Consider the following 18,335-nt stretch of genomic DNA (forward strand, 5'->3'; position numbering starts at 1 on the left):
ATAAACCGGGATAAACCTACCCATGACCATAGATTTCAATCTCACCCACCTAAAGCAGTTGGAAGCTGAGAGTATTCACATCATTCGTGAAGTTGCTGCAGAATTCGACAATCCAGTAATGCTTTACTCCATCGGTAAAGATTCTGCCGTAATGTTGCATCTTGCTCAAAAAGCATTCTACCCAGGTAAGCCACCATTTCCTTTAATGCACGTTGATACCACGTGGAAGTTTAAAGAAATGATTACCTTCCGCGACGAAATGGCGGAAAAATTGGGTTGGGACTTAATTGTTCACACCAACCAAGAAGGTGTGGATATGGGTGTTGGTCCATTTACTCACGGCAGTGCCAAACACACCGACATCATGAAGACCGCTGCGTTAAAACAAGCGCTTGATAAATACGGTTTTGATGCCGCCTTTGGGGGCGCTCGCCGAGATGAAGAAAAATCCCGTGCTAAAGAGCGCGTTTATTCTTTCCGCGATAAAAACCACCGTTGGGACCCGAAAAATCAGCGTCCTGAACTTTGGAATATTTATAACGGTCGAGTTAACAAGGGCGAAAGCATTCGAGTTTTCCCGCTGTCAAACTGGACCGAACTTGATATCTGGCAATACATTCACTTAGAAAGTATTCCGCTTGTACCGCTTTATTTTGCCGCGAAGCGTCCAGTTGTCGAGCGCGATGGCACGTTGATCATGGTTGATGATGATCGTATGCCAATCGAAGATGGCGAAGAAATCCAAGAAAAAATGGTTCGATTCCGTACCCTAGGTTGCTATCCATTAACCGGTGCTGTCGAATCAGAAGCAACAACATTACCTGAAATTATCCAAGAAATGCTGCTTACCACTACCTCGGAACGTCAAGGTCGAGTTATTGATCACGACAGTTCAGGTTCCATGGAGAAGAAAAAGCAAGAGGGGTATTTCTAATGTCACACCAGTCAGATTTAATCGCTACCGATATTAATGCTTATTTAGAGCAGCATGAACATAAAGAGCTGTTACGCTTTTTAACCTGCGGCAGTGTTGATGACGGCAAAAGCACCTTAATTGGCCGACTTCTTCACGACTCAAAGATGATCTATGAAGATCAGCTAGCGGCTATTCAGTCCGATACCCAAAAACACGGTACCACAGGCGGCAAAATTGACCTTGCATTACTGGTTGATGGTTTGGCCGCTGAACGCGAGCAGGGTATTACGATTGATGTTGCTTATCGTTATTTCTCAACTGAAAAACGTAAATTCATCATTGCCGATACTCCGGGGCATGAGCAATATACCCGCAACATGGCAACAGGTGCTTCTACCTGTGACCTTGCCATTATTTTAATTGATGCCCGTCATGGCGTGATGACGCAAACTCGTCGCCACAGTTATATTGCATCTTTGTTAGGCATTAAACACATTGTTGTTGCTATTAATAAAATGGACTTAGTTGAATTCAGCGAAGAGCGTTTCAACGAAATTCAAAAAGCCTACGTACCTTTTGCCGAAGACCTAGGTTTACAAGATATTCGCTGCGTGCCTATTTCGGCGCTAGATGGCGACAATGTTGTAAACGTCAGCGAACACACGCCTTGGTATAAAGGCCAAACGTTGATGCAAATTCTCGAAACTGTAGAAATTGCAGAAGATAAAAACACCGAAGATTTCCGTTTTCCGGTGCAATACGTTAATCGTCCGAATTTAGATTTTCGCGGTTTTTGTGGCACAGTTGCATCCGGTGTCGTTCGTGTTGGCGATAAGATTAAAACCTTACCTTCCGGCAAAACCAGCACTGTTAAAAGCATTGTTACCTTTGACGGTAATCTGGATTTAGCTTTCGTTGATCAAGCTGTTACCCTTACATTAGCCGATGAAATTGATATTAGTCGCGGCGATATGATTGTTCATGCGGACGATAATAAAGTCTCAAAAACAAATCACTTAAATGCACACATTGTATGGATGTCTGAGCAAAATCTTACACCCAAAAAACAATACGAATTTAAGTTCGCTAGTAAGGCAGTCATCGGCCAAGTTAATTCCATCGCTCATTTGATTGACGTGAACACACAAGAAACTCGTGAAGCACAACAATTAGAGTTAAACGATATTGCCTTGGCAGAGGTTTCGCTAAACTCCGATGTGGCTATCGATCCATACAATATTAATCGTGCAACTGGTGCTTTTATTATTATTGATCGCCTGACCAATATCACCGTTGGCGCCGGTATGGTAACCGAAGCGTTAAGCGAAGATGAATCTTCTTTAAGTAACAGTCAATTCTCTGAATTTGAACTTGAGTTAAATGCTCTGGTTCGCAAACATTTCCCACACTGGAATGCGTTGGACTTAAGTAGCTTCAAAAAATAATCGAGTATTATTTTAAAAAGGCCTCTTTTATAGAGGCCTTTTTTATGCCTGAATTTCAACTTTTATAGTACTTGATAGGATGCTATTACAGTTTTATTTTGATGAAACCTTTAAAAAGACTATTGGAGTGGCTAAACGTTAGGATGGGAAAATCTAGATGGGTTTTATGAGAAGATATACAGATAACATACTAGAATTCGGTGGCAGAAATTTCCGCCACCTGAACTAACTAAGTAAACTTATTTAGATACTTTTACCAGTTTAGAGCGTAATTCTTCAGGTACTTCGTCTAACATAACAATAGAAATGTTTTCGTTAAATTTAGTAGCGTTGGCTGAAGCGCTTTTAGATAAAGTAGTGTTAATTTCTTTCGCAGACAATGTGTACATGTTGCCATTTAGTGGATCAACAATAAACCATCCAATTAAACCGCCGAATAAAATATTACCGCCAATGTACCAACCGTTAGCAGAAGTTTTTACTGGAATCTCAACGGTGTCATAGCCGTCTTTTGATAATACTAAGTTGAATGATTTTCCACCCCAGTATGAACCATCACTTTTCTCTAGTGTTACTGTAGTAGGAGTAGTGCCTTTAAAAATTTCAGCGCCTTTCTCGTCGGTAATAACAATAGATGCACCATCTGGTGAACTCATAATTGGTAGTGTTTGAGTCGATTCACCAACAATAGTGGCGCAGCCTGAAAGTGCAACAAAAAATGACAAAATTAAAGAGTATGAAGTAAATTTCATGCAGGTATTCCTTTATTGTCTGCAAATGGATTGGTAAAAATAAGGAGGTGTGAATTCTATCTCAAAATTATAAAAGTCGCTCTAAAAATTATTTGTATAGGATGATTTTCGCGCCAAATAAGTAACTTATTTAAGTGTATTATTTTTATAAAAAGTAAATAATTTTTATTTAAAGAAAAATAAATAGCTGTTTTCCTTTGCTGTTCTAACTTTACATATTTTTTCTAAAGAATTTAACACCAAAGTGTTAGTACTTGTATTGACTTTTTAATTGAATGAATTTCGGATGTTCAAGCTCGTTATTAAGTTTAATTTTTTAAATGTAGTAATTATGTCAATCAAAAATTGTATTCCGGATTAATAGGAGCGAAGCAATGAGGAGATCTGTCAATATTTGACTAAATTAAAAATTTACACGGTTTTTATTGTGGTGGGATTATAAAAAGTCTATTGATAAAAATTGTGAGTAGAAAAATACTATCTTTTTAAAGTTATAAAAATGATCACTAACGAGAGGCTAAATATCTTGGATTTACAAAAAACGATGAAAGAGTAATCGCTAATATAATTTGTATTTAGTGATTACTCTTTTACTTGATTCAATTTTCTAAGCAATTAGGCAGATTTTAGCAAAATGTATAAATGCTAGATGTCGCCCAGTTGTGGCCTAATAAGTAAATCTTCAACAACGGTTCTGTCACTGACTTCAAAGCAATTAAACATTAATGCGGCCACGTCTTCTGCGGGTATAAATCTTTCTTCTGGAATATCAACACCGTCCCAGCTGCTGGTTAGGGTTGCTCCCGGTAAGACAGATGTTACTTTTACATGATGGTTTTTCATCTCTTCTCTTAAAGCTTTTGAAAAACCATACAGTGCGAATTTACTGATGGTATACGAGCCGCCATTTGCATAGGCTATTAATGAGGCAATAGAGCATACATTGAAAATATGGCTACTTTTTTGAGATTTGATATTTTCGATTAAATGACGTGTTAAATAATAGGCGGAATATAAGTTAGTTTCTATTTGCGATTCCAACACGCCTTCTTCTTCTAAATGAACTTCGCCGGGTAAAAATTTACCCGCGTTGTTGATTAATACCTGAATTGGCAGGTTTAAGCTCAAAACATAATCTGCAAAAGCGCAAACATCGCTTTTATTGGCGAGATCAGCCTGAAATATATGCAAACGTTTTTCTAAATCTAATTCAGATTTCAACGATTCTAGTTCGTTGATGTTTCTAGAGCAGGTCGCGATGGTAAAGCCTGCATTGTAGAATTTATCCACTAAGGCACGACCTATACCTTTAGAACCACCACTGATTACGACGAGTTTGCTGTTATTAGCTGGGTTCACAAAATACTCCGAATTATGTTCACAAAAATAGTTCGCAGCAGTGTAAACGTCTAAGAAGTTGGCTTCAACTTCTTAGCTGGGATTAAAAAGATGTAAGAGCCAAATCGTTAACGAGTTACAACTAAATGCACGCAGTTGGTGTTTTTCAGTCGAATACTGGCTCAACATTGTCTATAAGCTGTTCAAATTGAGAAATACAGGCTTCTAAACGGTTAAAAAACAAACCAATATGCAATCCGTCGACGGTGCCGTGATGGCATTGCAAAGCAACGGGGGCATAACGTCTGCCATCACGATCAATATGTTTACCAATAGTAACCACCGGATTGAACCCATAGGGGCGAAAAAACGGTTGCTGAAAATGTGTAAATGAAATCCAAGGAATGTTAGAAACAAAAAACATATGAGATTTGTCTTTAACGCCGGTATCGGGACTTTCTTTGGCTTGAGCTATATCGTTTAAAATAGTTTGATGAAAACGTTCGAAGCGTGAAACATATTTAGAATCGCAAAAGCTAAAAGTTCCATCAGCTTGCGATACTGTATACCCTGGTTCTATGTAGTCAAATTCGTAAAGGTGATTATTTATATAGCGATGCTTTAATTCGGGTATGCTATTCACCGTTTTTGTCAGGCAATAAAGTAGGCAGGTAAACAAATTAAGATCGTTATTTTTGGCGCATTCCCTTACTGTTGTAATATCAACTTCTACGGTTGCACTCAGAAAAGGGACATCGTATTGCAAAAATACTTCAAGCAATTCTCTACGCTTATAGGTATTTAAATCGACTAACCTTTTTTCGGGTAGGGTAGTGATGACTTCTCTAGTGTTCAATCTATATTTCCTTTTGATTACCGATAGAATGAGTATCGCTGACTGATAATCATTAATGAACGGTATATTAGTGATAAAGGTATATTTTTGAAAGAGGTTTACATCAAATACACTATCAAAAAATGCGACAAGATTTTATTTGTTTGCGCGCTTTTCTTGTCATCTATTGATCGTCAGTACTGTGATTTTATCGACAATATACGATCTTTTAATAATGATAAATTATTGTTTAGAAGGGTTTTTGATGGGGTTCTTTCTCTAAAAGAATAAATAATTAGGCAAGGTTTTAAAAAAATGCTTTCGTTAACAGATAATGAAATAACTGTTGTTCTTTAGGTGACTCTAATTGAATCTATAATAGACCGTTAAGTGCGGTACCCATTTTTCGACATTAGTTATGTTCTAAAGAATTTATTGGAAACTCTGATTAACCTAGAGTTTCCAGCGACACAAGGATGTGTCGCCAATTTCAAGAACCGTAAGTGATTGAAATTGTGAAGAAATTGGAAATCGCATTTTCAATTTCTGTGCTCTGATTAAATCATGGATGAGTTAATCAGAGCTTCCTATAGTTTCCAATATCGAAAAATTTTAAATAGATTATTTATGAACTTTGTAAAATAGTGTTCTAAACGCGCGTTATATCAGATACAAATTAAACCTACAGCAACTAGGGGTTAATGCTAGCGTTCGGCATCTAATAGTTATTTTACAGTTTGTACCGCTCTATCAGATTTTTCAATTGAGAAATAGCGCCAAATAAATCATTGCAGGCATACTGTGTTGATTGCGCAATTTCATTATTTCGGGCGGCTGAAGAGTGTATGATTTCAACATTGTGAGATATATCGTGGGACACAGTTTTTTGTTCGTCGGCTGCCTGGGCAATTTCGGAATTTAATTGATTTATTTGTTCCATTGAGCTCAGTACATTTATAAAATTCTTACTAACTTCTTCGGTTAATTCTGCATTTTGAGCTGCCTGTTGACGATTTTCCTGCATTAAATCGGTAGCGTGTTTCCCTTGTTGTTGTAGTTTCTGAATCATGTCGTTAATTTCTTGAGTAGAAGCCTGCGTTCTACTCGCCAACGAACGCACCTCGTCGGCAACTACGGCGAAGCCGCGTCCTTGTTCGCCAGCTCGTGCAGCTTCAATGGCAGCATTTAAAGCAAGAAGATTGGTCTGCTCGGCAATGTTTCGAATAACATCCAATACCGTTGAAATATTCGTACTTTGTTCCGCTAATTTTGATACTACAGCTTCGGATTCTTCAATGTTACGAGCCTGTTGCCTAATTTTTTGAGAAGTTTGACGTAATGAATCAGAACCCACTTTAACGTTGCCGTAGGCTCCTTCAGTAATTTTCTTAGCGCCCTCGGTATTCTCCGCAACCTGATTTGCTGATATCGAAAGCTGATGCACCGCTGAAGCCAGTAATTTGGTCTTCTCATTTTGTTCATCTTGAACAGCTGACATATTACTGGAATATTCAGTGAGGCTCTCAGATGTTGCCGATACCGCACGGGTTTGATCACTTACTTCTTTCATGGTTGACTGTAAGCTGGCCAGAAGTCGATCAAACTCTTTCGCCATAACACCAATTTCGTCTTGGCGTGTTGACGCAAATCGTACGGTTAAATCACCACCGCCATCGGCAAGATTTTTGATGGCTTTAATTTGTGATCTCAAGGGTTTACTGACCAAATTCGACGTTAAAAACATCACAACGGTAATAATAACGGTAAGCACACCAATGATTTCTATAATCGTTACGATGGCGGCATCAAATGCTCTTGAACGGATATCGGATTTTTTTGTTGCAACAATAATGTCGTAGCCCCAAGGTTCATACGGTATTATTTTGAGGTTATATTCAGTGGACTGGTTTGATATAATTTGTTGTACCTGATCATTTGTGACGTTTGACGAAGAGATAGTGACTGTATCTTTAGCGTCTCTTAACGCGGCAAAGCCATTTTCCAATATGCGTGTGCTTTCTATGGCGTTATTCATAGCGCCAAGATTCGCCGAATAACCGACATACCATATACCAATAGTTTCGTTAAATATATTTTTTAAGGGTTCGTATGCCGTCAAATAAGGTTTACCCAAAATATCGACTTCACCGTAATAGGTCTGACCTGCTTTAATAGCCGTCATTGCTTTACTATTTTCGGCTAATTTTGTGCCCGTAGCACGAGCGTTATCTTTCATGACGTTGGTTGAAATACGAATAAAATCTTCACCACGTTTGCTGAAGATGGTCGCAGTGCCTCCCATTATGTCTGTCAATCCATCCACGAGATCGTAATTATTGGCGATGGGTCTATTACCAAGGTACAAGTTGGTAGACGGAGTTCCTGAAACATTTACCTCTTCACCAGATCTAGCAGCGCCAAGTTCAGCGCCGCGTTCTTTTAGCAGTTTCATACTGCTAGCGACACGTTCAGACATAATTGAGTTGGTTATATCTAATACGGTGCGAATATCGTGTAAAATGTCTTGCTCAAGATCCGCAACGAATTTTTCGGTTTTAGAAACCTCGTTCTCCCAAGAAAACACTATCAATAACAAACCTATAATTAAGGTAGCAATAGTCAGCGCCGTTATAAACTTTTTTTGAATAGACATTGTTAATCTCAAGTTTGTCTGTATCACATGCAATATAGTTAGCGATCTACGATTTACGCACTTTAACAAAACTGCTGTTATTAAAAATGTTTATAATATAAGCGTCCGTGATCTAATTAACTTTGATTTAATCCGTTATGTCTGTACAAAGAGATAATCATTAACTGCGTATTTTTAGAAGAGTTAGGAAACTATGAAGTAATATTGGATTTTCAATAGTTATTGATGGATATTTTTTACATCCAATATTAACGCATAAAAGTCATGTTTTAATTGTGTTAATGCTATTTTTTGTTGATTCGATAATGTTTGATTTTCTGAATTTAAGCAGTCAAAAGAGTTACAACCGATAAGTGGCAGGTTTCTACAGATTCTCACTGACTCATACCATCGACAACAGTCGGACTCGTAAAACCAGCGCCAATCGGCTAAAGATGACAGTAATAAATCGGTGTTAACACCCAGAGCGCCAGCTAAATGCACGATTGAATTATCTACGCTGATAAACTTGGTTAAAAATGAAGTCATTAGTATGGATAGATGAACCAAGTCATTTTTTAAATCAAAATCGGGTGTATAGACACCTTTCTTTGCAAGCAATTCTATTTCGTCACTTGTTGCATCGTATTGAAGATTAATGAACTTTATAGATTGATCTCCAACAAATGCTTCCAGTAAATCCGAGAGTATTTCTAGCGGTATATTTCTTCCTAACGCATTTGTCCGGTAGTTTCCGCCACGCCAACTGATGCCAATAAAAAGAGGTTGCTCGGCGTCATCATTTATATCAAAGAAGTGGTAAATTTTTGCTTTAAGTTCGCTTTCTAATTGAGCTTTCGAATTTATGCTATGAGGTACTTTGGCTAAGATCGCTTGTGGTTGTATATCGTCAATGCTACGCACAAGGTATCGACCGAGTGATCCAAGCGATATGCAGAAATCAAATTCACTGTAATCACCTTGGTATTCATCAGTTATAAAGTGAACCCGTTCGTGCAATAGTGGTTCAATTAATGTTCTTAATCTAGGATCTATTTTTAGCGTGATTTCGGTCTGCAATTTAGCCATTAAATTCAGAAACATGATTTGATCACCCAATCCTTGATCGGCCCACAATAACAAATGTCCCTCTTGCTCACCGTTCCAGCTGGGTAGTGGTAAATCCAATTGAATACAATGACTATCCTGCCAGCGATACTCGTATTCTTGCCAACCAAGCTCAAATTCATGAGACAAGAGTGCTAAATGCGCAAAATTTATGTGCGCGTAAAAATTATCCGGTTCGATCTCTATAGCTTTTTGCAGCAGTTGCGCCGTGGTACTCAAGTTACCAAGCGCTTTTTCAACTACTGCTAAATTGATATAACTTTTTGCCAAGTGCGGACACATTTGTTGCACGATTAAAGCGGTTGCTTTTGCCTCATGCAATTTTGCTTGACGGTAATAACATTCGCTCAGCTTAGCCAGATAAATAGGCTCAGGACGTTGTTGTATAATCTGACTTAATACATCTTCTGCTTGAGTGTAATGCTCAAGCGACATCAGGCGGTCTACATAATATTCACAAATAACGTTATTATTTGGAAGTTCATTGTAGGCGATGGTTAAAAAATCGATGGCTAAACGGGAATGCCCTTTGAAAAATTCTTCATTTAAAAGTCGTACGATTTGCTTCGGATGTAGATTTTGCTGAATAGCCTGCTTAAAAATTTTAAGAGCCAAATCAAATTGCTGCTCTTTCATACAGATATTAATAAGCGGGATTAATACTACAACGGAGTGATTTTTTTCACTCAAAGCGGCAATAATTTGCCGCATTTCCGCTGTGTTGCCGCTTTCTACCGCTTTTTGCAGTTGCTCAATCATCTTTAGCCTTGATTTATTGATAAATTATTAATAAAGGCAACAGAGCAATTATTTAGCCAGTCTAAATTTAGGTGTAGAAACCTAGCTTCGACGGTAATTTTTCTCCAGCTTTTCTAAAATACACGTAAAAGCACACAAATGGTTTCTTAAATCGCTCGACGTAAATTTAAAAACTTGAGCAATTAATTTTCGATAGAAAACCAATTTGATCATAATTAAATTCTATTAATGAAAATTAATTTCGGTCGGTGAGCAAAAAATAATCTTTTTCTACAAATTCCTCCCTAAAGTAAAATTTTTTAGAGCCGATGTCCCGGTTGTGAATGATTGTAACGAGGATCTTAATCCCCTAGGGGGCTAGGAGTAGAACCATGACTTTAACTGTAAATACCAATATCGCTTCGCTGAATACTCAGCGTAATTTAAACCAATCTTCTGGTGACCTAAACGTAGCTTTACAACGTTTATCAACAGGATTTCGTATCAATAGCGCTCGTGATGATGCAGCCGGTTTACAAATTTCAAACCGCTTAACATCACAGGTAAACGGTTTAACCGTTGCCGCAAGAAATGCCAGTGATGGTATTTCTTTATCTCAAGTTGCAGAGGGCGCATTGCAACAGTCAACGGATATTTTACAACGTATTCGTGATCTTGCATTGCAATCGGCTAACGGTAGTAACTCCGCCGGTGAACGCCAAGCGCTGCAAGAAGAAGTTAATCAGCTTAAACAAGAGCTCACTCGCATTGCTGACACCACTACATTTGGTGGTCGAAGAATTCTAGACGGCACTTTTGGAACCTCGTCATTCCAAGTGGGTGCCGAAGCAAACCAAACCATCGAAGTAACATTAACCAATGCGTCATCTTCTAGACTTGGTAATTATCGAGTTGATAGCGAAGGGACGGTAGCGGGAAGTATTAGTAATGCCATTGGCGGTGCTAACTTTACCGCGGGTACAGTAGGTGTTGTTGGCCCGTTTGGTATTTCGACCTTTACGGTAGAAACAACCGATACCGCCGGAGACATTGCCGATGCCATTAATGCATCTACGCAATCAACCGGAGTTAGTGCTAGTGCAATTAATAGAATTGCCGTTAACGCAAGCGACATATCTATAGCCTTTGATGGCGCCAACGGAGTTGCCGATTCGGTAAGTTTCTCGATTGGAACCAATAATGGTGACGGCGTTGCTAACACAACCGATATTGTGTTAACCGCAACCGGCGATGCCGCGCAAGATTTAGAAAATCTTCGTGATGCGATTAACGCAGATTCGGGTACCAATGGTTTGTCGGCACAAATTGACGAAACCGGTAATTTAATTGTTACTGCAAAAGACGGCGACAATATTCAGATTACGGGTTTTACCGAAATTGACGGCAACAATAGCGCAAACGATTCGTCGGTAACATTCAGTGTTGTATTACCCGATGATACCATTAGTACCGCAAACGTCGCCTTATCCGGTGCAACCTCAAATACCTTTGAGGCGATTGGTACAGTTACGTTTGACTCCAATGAACCCTTCACGCTTAGCGGTACCAACATTGGAGAAATTACGGCGGCGACCATTGGGGTTTTACAAACAGTTGCAGATATTGATGTTACCACCGCCGATGGAGCGCAAGATGCCATCGCCATTGTCGATGGGGCAATATCGTCCATCGATAGTCAAAGGGCGATTTTAGGTGCGGTGCAAAACCGGTTTGAAAACACCATTGCCAACTTAAATAACATTGTTGAAAACGTATCGGCTGCACGTAGCCGAATTAGAGACACAGACTTTGCCGCAGAGACCGCGCAATTAACAAGAAGCCAAATTCTACAACAAGCTGGCACCACAATTCTTGCGCAGGCAAACCAAATTCCCCAAGCAGTCCTCAGCTTGTTGGGTGGATAACAATAAAAATAGGTTCTTTAATCTCTGCAATCTCACGATCTTGGCCGCCATTGAGCGGCCTTTTTTTTGCGGAAACATTTAAAACTGTAAATTGATTGTTTGACTTAAAGGAAGCTCTGATTAACTCACCCATGATTTAATCAGAATTTCTTAAACATGATTCAGATGTTCTTAAAATTTATATTAACAGTTTTTCAGTTAGCTTTATTTAGACACGGTACTTATTATCTCAGAATATAGATATGCTTTTGTTTCGTTGAGAATTAATAAATCAATTCTAAAAATTGTGTTCGTAAGCAGTTTGTTTCTTCTTCTAAATAACGGAAGCTTAAATCGTGATAGTTTACGTCGGTTTGAATTATTCGTTCTAAAAATTTGTCAGTAGAACTAGGGTTAAAATCTATTTTTGTTCTTTTCTCTTTTATAGAGTTGGATTGTTTAGAACAAAAATCATGTAAGTATCACGGATTCATAGAGAACAGTCGATATCCGTAGACTATTTCCCTCAAGTTACGATTTAATAGACTCATATTTGATGTGTTTCATGTACAGAGGTATTTGGGGGTTGTCGCAGTATTTATCGTGTTAATAATATTGTCGTGTTTTTTTGATAGTTGCTGATTTGTGCACTGAAAAAAATGATTTCTCTGTTAATTTTATGGAACATTTTAAACAGAAGTACTTTTAGGTTTCGCTGATTAATTGATTCGTGATTTAATCAGGAAACAGTTATTGAAAATATAATTTACAATTGTTTCACAATTTCAATTTCTTACTGCTCTTAAAAATGATGACACATCCTTATGTCGCTGGAAAATCTGGATCAATCAGCGTTTCCTTTATTTTTTAATTCATTTATTGCGAGCGTTTACATGAAACTGTTGAGTGATAATAGATATTTAGTAACCGAGTTTGATGGGTATGCTTGTTATAAAATTCCGGTAAATGATGAAACCTTCGCACTTGCTTCATATCTTCGCGGACTGCATAAAGATCGTTTGCATAATGCTGGCTATGAAGGTTACAGCGAAGAAATAGATAAAAAATACCATGAGAGTGGAATTTATTTTTACGTAGAAATAAATAATGTTGTTGCTACTACTTTGCGGGTTAATAAACGGTCAGATGAGTTGGTATTTCCGTTTGAAGCCGGAACAACAGAGCATGGTAAGCAGTATGAATATATGTGCGATGATTTGGCTATGGATATGAATACCTATTGCCTAGATAAACGATATTATAAGAAGGCGACACCCTTGTTATTTGCATCTGCTGCGGAATATGTACTGAGTGAGGGTGCCAAAAAAGTTTTCGGATTATACGATGTAAAAAATTCTGCAACAAAGAAAATATACGGTAAGCTGGGGTTCGTCGATTCGAAACAATTCCCTAATCCCATTGCGTTTGATACTTTTGTTCATGCTGATACTAAAAAACCTGTTCAATGGGGGATTTTAGAATGGGATGAGTGCGAAGTTGCGAAATACCGTGAGTTGTATCATTTAAAATATGCGCGAAAATTTTAATGTATATATTTTGAGCATGTTTTCTAAATTTCATGTAGTCAACAATAAACTCCGTGATAATATACACGTTTATTTAGTGTTAAATTTTTAGCAGTTTTTGTGAGATACACAGTTTTATGCATATTGGTTTCAATTTTAATGGGTTGTGGCGCGACGCCAATCACGTCTGCTCCTGTAGATGCTCCTTACCAGCAAATTACCCAAAAGCCGTTGATTAAAGTAGCTCCGTTTTATCCTAAAGACCTTCTTAATCGCGGTATAGAAGGTTGGGTACTAATAGAAGTAGAAGTCGCTGAAGATGGTAAAGTCGTTTCTTCAAAGATTTTAGAGGCAAGCCCTGAGTCTGGTTTTAATGAAGCTGCATTAAATGCGGTAAATAAGTGGGTATATAAGCCAGGCTCTTTGGGTCAAGAAACCAAAACAAAGGCATTGGTTGAGTTTTTGATTGCTAAGTAACGAAATGCCTAACGGCCAACTTAGATTGGTTGTATCAAGATTAAATACAGTATCGACTTTGTTTAAATCTGTGCATTTATATTACTCTCTGATTAAATCATTTGTGATTTAATCAGAGAGTAGATCTTGAAAATGCGATTTCTACTTCCTTCATAATTTTAAGCACTCTCAGTGCTTTATCTTAGCGATATATTCTTGTGTCCAAGTGAATTCCAGGTAAATCAGAACTTCCGTTACCTTATACTTGCATTTCTGGCAACCAAATGCCGTGTATTTTTAATATGTCACGCTGATTAATTAACCACTATAAATGACGACCGCTAATAAAGCTTTTCTTGTTATTAGAGGCTTCTAATTTTTCAAGTCTTTGTAGTAGCTTTTAGAACCTTTTGGTTAATTCATCTTTGATTTAATCAGAGGCTAGAGTTTGAAAATGATACTTGCGTGAACTCGGTCGGTGATTTTTTGCCGCTTTTTAGTTTACAAACCCAAATTGGCCGCTAATATAAAAGTAAGCATATGCAAAAGCTAATGCGCGGCAGGTCAGGTATTTGCCGTTCTATGATTGTTAATACTCTCATAGAGCTCAATTTTTACGTTTTTAATTTATCTATCTCTAACTGTTCTTAAGTTCTCTTCTTTTTACTCCACCGAGTTTGCTTAAACGCTAGACAAACCGGTACCTCCCCTAAAAATTTTCATTTTTAAAGTTTTTACGCTATCGGCCGATAGCCTTAGTGCACAATCTTATCTCACAGTCAATTAGCCCCGTTAGAGGGCCAGGAGTCATTCAAATGACATTAACAGTCAATACAAACGTTGCGTCTTTAAATACGCAACGCAACTTGAATAGCTCGACGTCAGCACTTAATGTCTCTCTACAACGCCTCTCTACGGGCTTTAGAATTAATAGTGCTGCCGACGATGCTGCAGGTTTGCAAATTTCAGACCGACTAACTTCGCAAATTAATGGGCTAAACATTGCCTCTCGAAATGCGAACGATGGTATTTCTTTGGCGCAAGTTGCTGAAGGTGCGTTGCAACAATCCACGGATATTTTACAACGTATTCGTGACCTGGCCTTGCAATCTGCTAACGGCAGTAACTCATCGTCTGAACGTCAAGCGTTACAAGAAGAAGTGAATCAGTTACAACAAGAATTAACACGTATCGCCGATGCGACAACGTTTGGTGGTCGAACAGTTCTTGATGGTACATTTGGTACAGCCTCTTTCCAAGTGGGTGCCAATGCAAACCAAACCATTGAGGTTTCTTTAACAAATGCCTCTGCCGAACGTTTGGGTAACTACCGTGTGCAATCGGCGGGTACAACCGCAGGTAGCGTATCTAACTCGGTGGGTGGTACACAGTTTACCGATGGCGCTACCGTTACAATTACAGGTGCATTTGGTACCGGTAGTTTTACAACGTCAAATACAGATACCGCAGGCGAGGTTGCTGATGCTATTAACGCACTGGGTGATACCACCGGTGTCTCTGCGCGGGCCATTACTCAAGTGGCAATTAACGCGGGTGATTTTGTGTTATCAACCGATACTGCGAACGGTACAGCGGACTCGGTAACATTCACCATTGGTACTAATAATGGTGACGGCGGAACCAGTTCAACTACAACTGCGGTTACCTTAACGGCCAGCGGTGACGTAGCGCAAGATTTAGAAAACCTCCGTGATGCGATTAACGCAGATTCGGGTAGTAACGGTATTTCTGCGGCACTCGATGAAAACGGAAATTTAATTTTGTCGGCTCAAGATGGCGATAATATTGAAATTCAAAACTTCACCGAAGTTAACGGAGCCGGTGCTAACAACAGTTCGAGCATTGTATTAACCGCGGTAAACGCAGACGGTACTATCGGCACAGCTAACCAAACTGTCGATGCCACTGCAAACGCGTTCGAAGCAGTAGGTACTATTACCTTCGATTCCAGTGAGCCGTTTACTGTTGGGGGCACTAACATTGCCGAAATTACCAGCTCGTCAATTGGTGTTTTACAAAGCGTTGAAGGCATCGATATTACCAGCGCCAGTGGTGCACAGGATGCTATTGCTGTAGTCGATGGTGCTATTGCCAATATTGACTCCCAGCGAGCGCAGTTAGGTGCGGTGCAAAACCGATTCGAAAATACCATTGCCAACTTGCAAAATATTTCTGAGAACGTTTCTGCAGCACGAAGCCGAATTAGAGACACCGATTTTGCGGCTGAAACTGCTGAATTAACACGTCAGCAAATTTTGCAACAGGCCGGTACTTCGGTGCTAGCGCAGGCTAACCAGCTTCCACAGGCTGTATTGAGTCTTCTAGGTTAAAACGTGATTTATCGGCGGGGTTTACTCCGCCGATAATATAGAGGGTGAAAAATGGATATTAACAGCGTACAAAATATTCGCCCCACAGCCGCCAGCCCTTCAGCTTCACGCAATAATACCAGAGCAGAAGTGGCAATCTCTGATCGCGTTCCGCAAGAACAGATTCGCGCTGTGCGGGTTGAACAAGAAAATACCGAGCCTAGTGTTTCTGAGAATATTCGCGAAGCGGTTTCAAATTTAAACGAGTTCTCGCAATCGATTCGCAGAAATCTATCGTTTAGTTTACAAAATGAAACTGGCCGTGTTGTGGTAGAGGTTACCGACTCTGAAACTGGTGAATTAATTCGTAAAATTCCTTCGGATGAAGCTTTGCAAATAGCAGAACGCATATCTGAGACAAGAAGTTTACTTCCCTCTGTGAAGGTTTAAATTTTTAAGATTTAACTTCACAGAGTGTTGTTGCGCTTATTATATTAGTTTTTACTAGACTATATTTATCTGATGTATTTCTCTATCGCATGTATGGCCCTGTTTTTTTGTTACTTAAATTCGATGTAACTCATCTTCTGTTTACCGGTTTTTTACTTAATATTTTTACGCATTGGCACTTTCACAACGCTTAGGCTTACTATTTGCGTTTATCTTGATTTCTAGAAAATAGTGGTCTAACCAAAAACTTAAGTGCGGCAATAATTAGCCGATATTCTTGCTAATCAATAACAATAACTGTGCATAATCATCGAAGGATAAATAGCTCCAGTAGTTAAGCATCCAGAATTTTTAACACTTGCAGAGTTGTGATTTTTAAACAGTTTTCATCTAACGTGTATACGGCGGATTTTTAATGACCATCACATTTAACGGTATTGGATCAGGGCTTGATATCGATGCCATTGTTGGCGCGATTGTCGATGCAGAGCGTGCACCAACAGAAGGACGATTAAATCGCCTAGAGTCAAATGTTACCGAAGAATTGTCGGCGGTGGGTCAATTAAACTCGGCATTAACCGCTTTCTTAGATGCTGTCGATGATCTATCCGATGAGTCTTTATTTCGAGGGCGATCGGTGAGTATTGGTGATCGTAGCTTAATCAGTGCTACCGCCGATGAAAGTGCCCAGGCCGGAAGTTATCAAATCCAAATTGAGCAAATAGCCACGGCTCAAAAAATTGCAACTCAAGCCGTTGCAACCGCCGGTACCGAGGTTGGCACCGGAACCTTAAACATTTATTTGGGCTCGGAATCGTTCAGTATCGACATTGATGAAAACAACAACACACTGCAACAAATCCGTAACGCTATTAATGAATCGGAAAATAATCTTGGTGTAACGGCCTCCATTATTAACGACGAAACCGGGGCGCGATTAGTATTAACCAGTAATGAGACCGGTTTAGATAACACCATTTCTTTAACGGTAAACGATAATGACGGCGATAACAGAGATGCGTCTGTGGGCTTGTCTCAGCTTGTTTATGATCCTACCGATATCGAAACCACCGGTGATGGCGGAGTGGTGCAAGATGGCCGAGAATTAGATTCCGCACAAAATGCTATTGCCTACATTGATGGACTGAGAATTACGGGTTCAAACAATACCTTTGAAAATGCCATTGAAGGCGTCACCTTCAATTTATTAGACGCTCAAAATGCCGATGATTTTGCCAGCGGAGATACGATCAATTTAACGGTTGGCAATGACACCGCCAGTGCACGCGGTGCGATCGAAAATTTTGTGAATGTCTATAACAGCTTTTTAGACGTCGTAGAACAACTCACCGTTGTTGTCGTAAATGATGGTAATACCGGTAACGTAACCGGAGCCTTAACCGGCGACTCAACGGTAAGAGGTTTGCTTTCTAATATACGAAGCCAATTTTCTACCGGTGTTTCTGACAATCCCCAAGGTTTACAGTTTTTAGTAAATATTGGTGTATCAACCGATCAAGAAGGGCGGTTAACCATTGATAACACCCGTTTAAACAATGCATTTTCGACAGATTTTGATGCGATTGCTAATTTGTTTTCGGGTGATAACGGATTATCGAATCGTCTATCGGAGTCTTTGGATGGGTACACAGGTTCCAGCGGTATACTACAGTTACGAAGAGACAGTTTGCAAAATACGCTTAACGGTATTGATGACCAGCGAGAAGCATTAGAAAGACGAATTGAATTAACGCAAGAGCGATTATTCGCTCAATATCGAGCGACAGATGCCCTAGTGGGCCAGCTCAATAATACCTTAAGCTTTTTAACCAGCTCATTACAAAATACTCCTATAAATAATCGCAGAGATAACTAACAGGCCCTT

Annotated in this window: 13 protein-coding genes; 8 read left to right on the forward strand and 5 right to left on the reverse strand. The window is 39.2% G+C overall.

Going from position 1 to position 18,335, the window contains the following annotated elements; all coding sequences use genetic code 11:
- The first annotated feature begins 22 nt into the window (after positions 1 to 22).
- Positions 23 to 934 carry a sulfate adenylyltransferase subunit CysD gene (gene cysD, locus ACYQ28_RS15035; RefSeq protein ID WP_460051435.1) on the forward strand — a complete coding sequence of 304 codons (912 nt, stop codon included), beginning with the start codon at positions 23 to 25 and terminating at the stop codon, positions 932 to 934.
- The gene (gene cysN / locus ACYQ28_RS15040; RefSeq protein ID WP_460051437.1) at positions 934 to 2,361 is read left to right on the forward strand and encodes a sulfate adenylyltransferase subunit CysN; all 1,428 of its coding nucleotides are present in this window, start codon (positions 934 to 936) and stop codon (positions 2,359 to 2,361) included. The genes cysD and cysN overlap by 1 nt, the downstream gene beginning before the upstream one ends.
- A gap of 239 nt (positions 2,362 to 2,600) precedes the next feature.
- On the opposite strand, the gene ACYQ28_RS15045 is transcribed toward cysN, so the two are convergent.
- The 5 genes from ACYQ28_RS15045 to ACYQ28_RS15065 all read right to left on the reverse strand — a co-directional run bounded on the left by ACYQ28_RS15045 (position 2,601) and on the right by ACYQ28_RS15065 (position 9,805).
- Positions 2,601 to 3,113, reverse strand: coding sequence for a hypothetical protein (locus ACYQ28_RS15045; protein ID WP_460051439.1), 513 nt, complete (start codon positions 3,111 to 3,113; stop codon positions 2,601 to 2,603).
- Between the two features lie 645 nt (positions 3,114 to 3,758).
- Positions 3,759 to 4,472, reverse strand: a complete 714-nt coding sequence (locus ACYQ28_RS15050; protein WP_460051440.1) for an SDR family NAD(P)-dependent oxidoreductase — start codon at positions 4,470 to 4,472, stop codon at positions 3,759 to 3,761.
- A gap of 145 nt (positions 4,473 to 4,617) precedes the next feature.
- Positions 4,618 to 5,307, reverse strand: coding sequence for a CatA-like O-acetyltransferase (locus ACYQ28_RS15055; RefSeq protein WP_460051442.1), 690 nt, complete (start codon positions 5,305 to 5,307; stop codon positions 4,618 to 4,620).
- A 709-nt stretch (positions 5,308 to 6,016) separates the two neighbouring features.
- Positions 6,017 to 7,939, reverse strand: coding sequence for a methyl-accepting chemotaxis protein (locus tag ACYQ28_RS15060; protein WP_460051444.1), 1,923 nt, complete (start codon positions 7,937 to 7,939; stop codon positions 6,017 to 6,019).
- A 219-nt stretch (positions 7,940 to 8,158) separates the two neighbouring features.
- Positions 8,159 to 9,805, reverse strand: coding sequence for a hypothetical protein (locus ACYQ28_RS15065; RefSeq protein ID WP_460051446.1), 1,647 nt, complete (start codon positions 9,803 to 9,805; stop codon positions 8,159 to 8,161).
- Between the two features lie 371 nt (positions 9,806 to 10,176).
- On the opposite strand from ACYQ28_RS15065, the gene ACYQ28_RS15070 reads away from it, so the two are divergent.
- From ACYQ28_RS15070 to fliD, 6 genes are all read left to right on the forward strand, one after another.
- The gene (locus tag ACYQ28_RS15070) at positions 10,177 to 11,709 is read left to right on the forward strand and encodes a flagellin (RefSeq protein ID WP_460051447.1); all 1,533 of its coding nucleotides are present in this window, start codon (positions 10,177 to 10,179) and stop codon (positions 11,707 to 11,709) included.
- An 803-nt stretch (positions 11,710 to 12,512) separates the two neighbouring features.
- On the forward strand, positions 12,513 to 13,235 hold the full coding sequence (locus tag ACYQ28_RS15075; RefSeq protein ID WP_460051449.1) for a hypothetical protein: 723 nt from the start codon (positions 12,513 to 12,515) through the stop codon (positions 13,233 to 13,235).
- Positions 13,236 to 13,334: 99 nt separating this feature from the next.
- Positions 13,335 to 13,691 carry an energy transducer TonB gene (locus ACYQ28_RS15080; protein WP_460051450.1) on the forward strand — a complete coding sequence of 119 codons (357 nt, stop codon included), beginning with the start codon at positions 13,335 to 13,337 and terminating at the stop codon, positions 13,689 to 13,691.
- A 794-nt stretch (positions 13,692 to 14,485) separates the two neighbouring features.
- A complete protein-coding gene (locus ACYQ28_RS15085; protein ID WP_460051452.1) occupies positions 14,486 to 16,021 on the forward strand; it encodes a flagellin in 1,536 nt (511 codons plus the stop codon).
- A gap of 51 nt (positions 16,022 to 16,072) precedes the next feature.
- Positions 16,073 to 16,450, forward strand: a complete 378-nt coding sequence (locus ACYQ28_RS15090; protein WP_460051454.1) for a flagellar protein FlaG — start codon at positions 16,073 to 16,075, stop codon at positions 16,448 to 16,450.
- Positions 16,451 to 16,865: 415 nt separating this feature from the next.
- Complete coding sequence (gene fliD, locus ACYQ28_RS15095; protein ID WP_460051455.1) at positions 16,866 to 18,326, forward strand: flagellar filament capping protein FliD; 1,461 nt, start codon at positions 16,866 to 16,868, stop codon at positions 18,324 to 18,326.
- The last annotated feature ends 9 nt before the right edge of the window (positions 18,327 to 18,335 follow it).

Source organism: Sessilibacter sp. MAH1 (genome assembly GCF_054658315.1).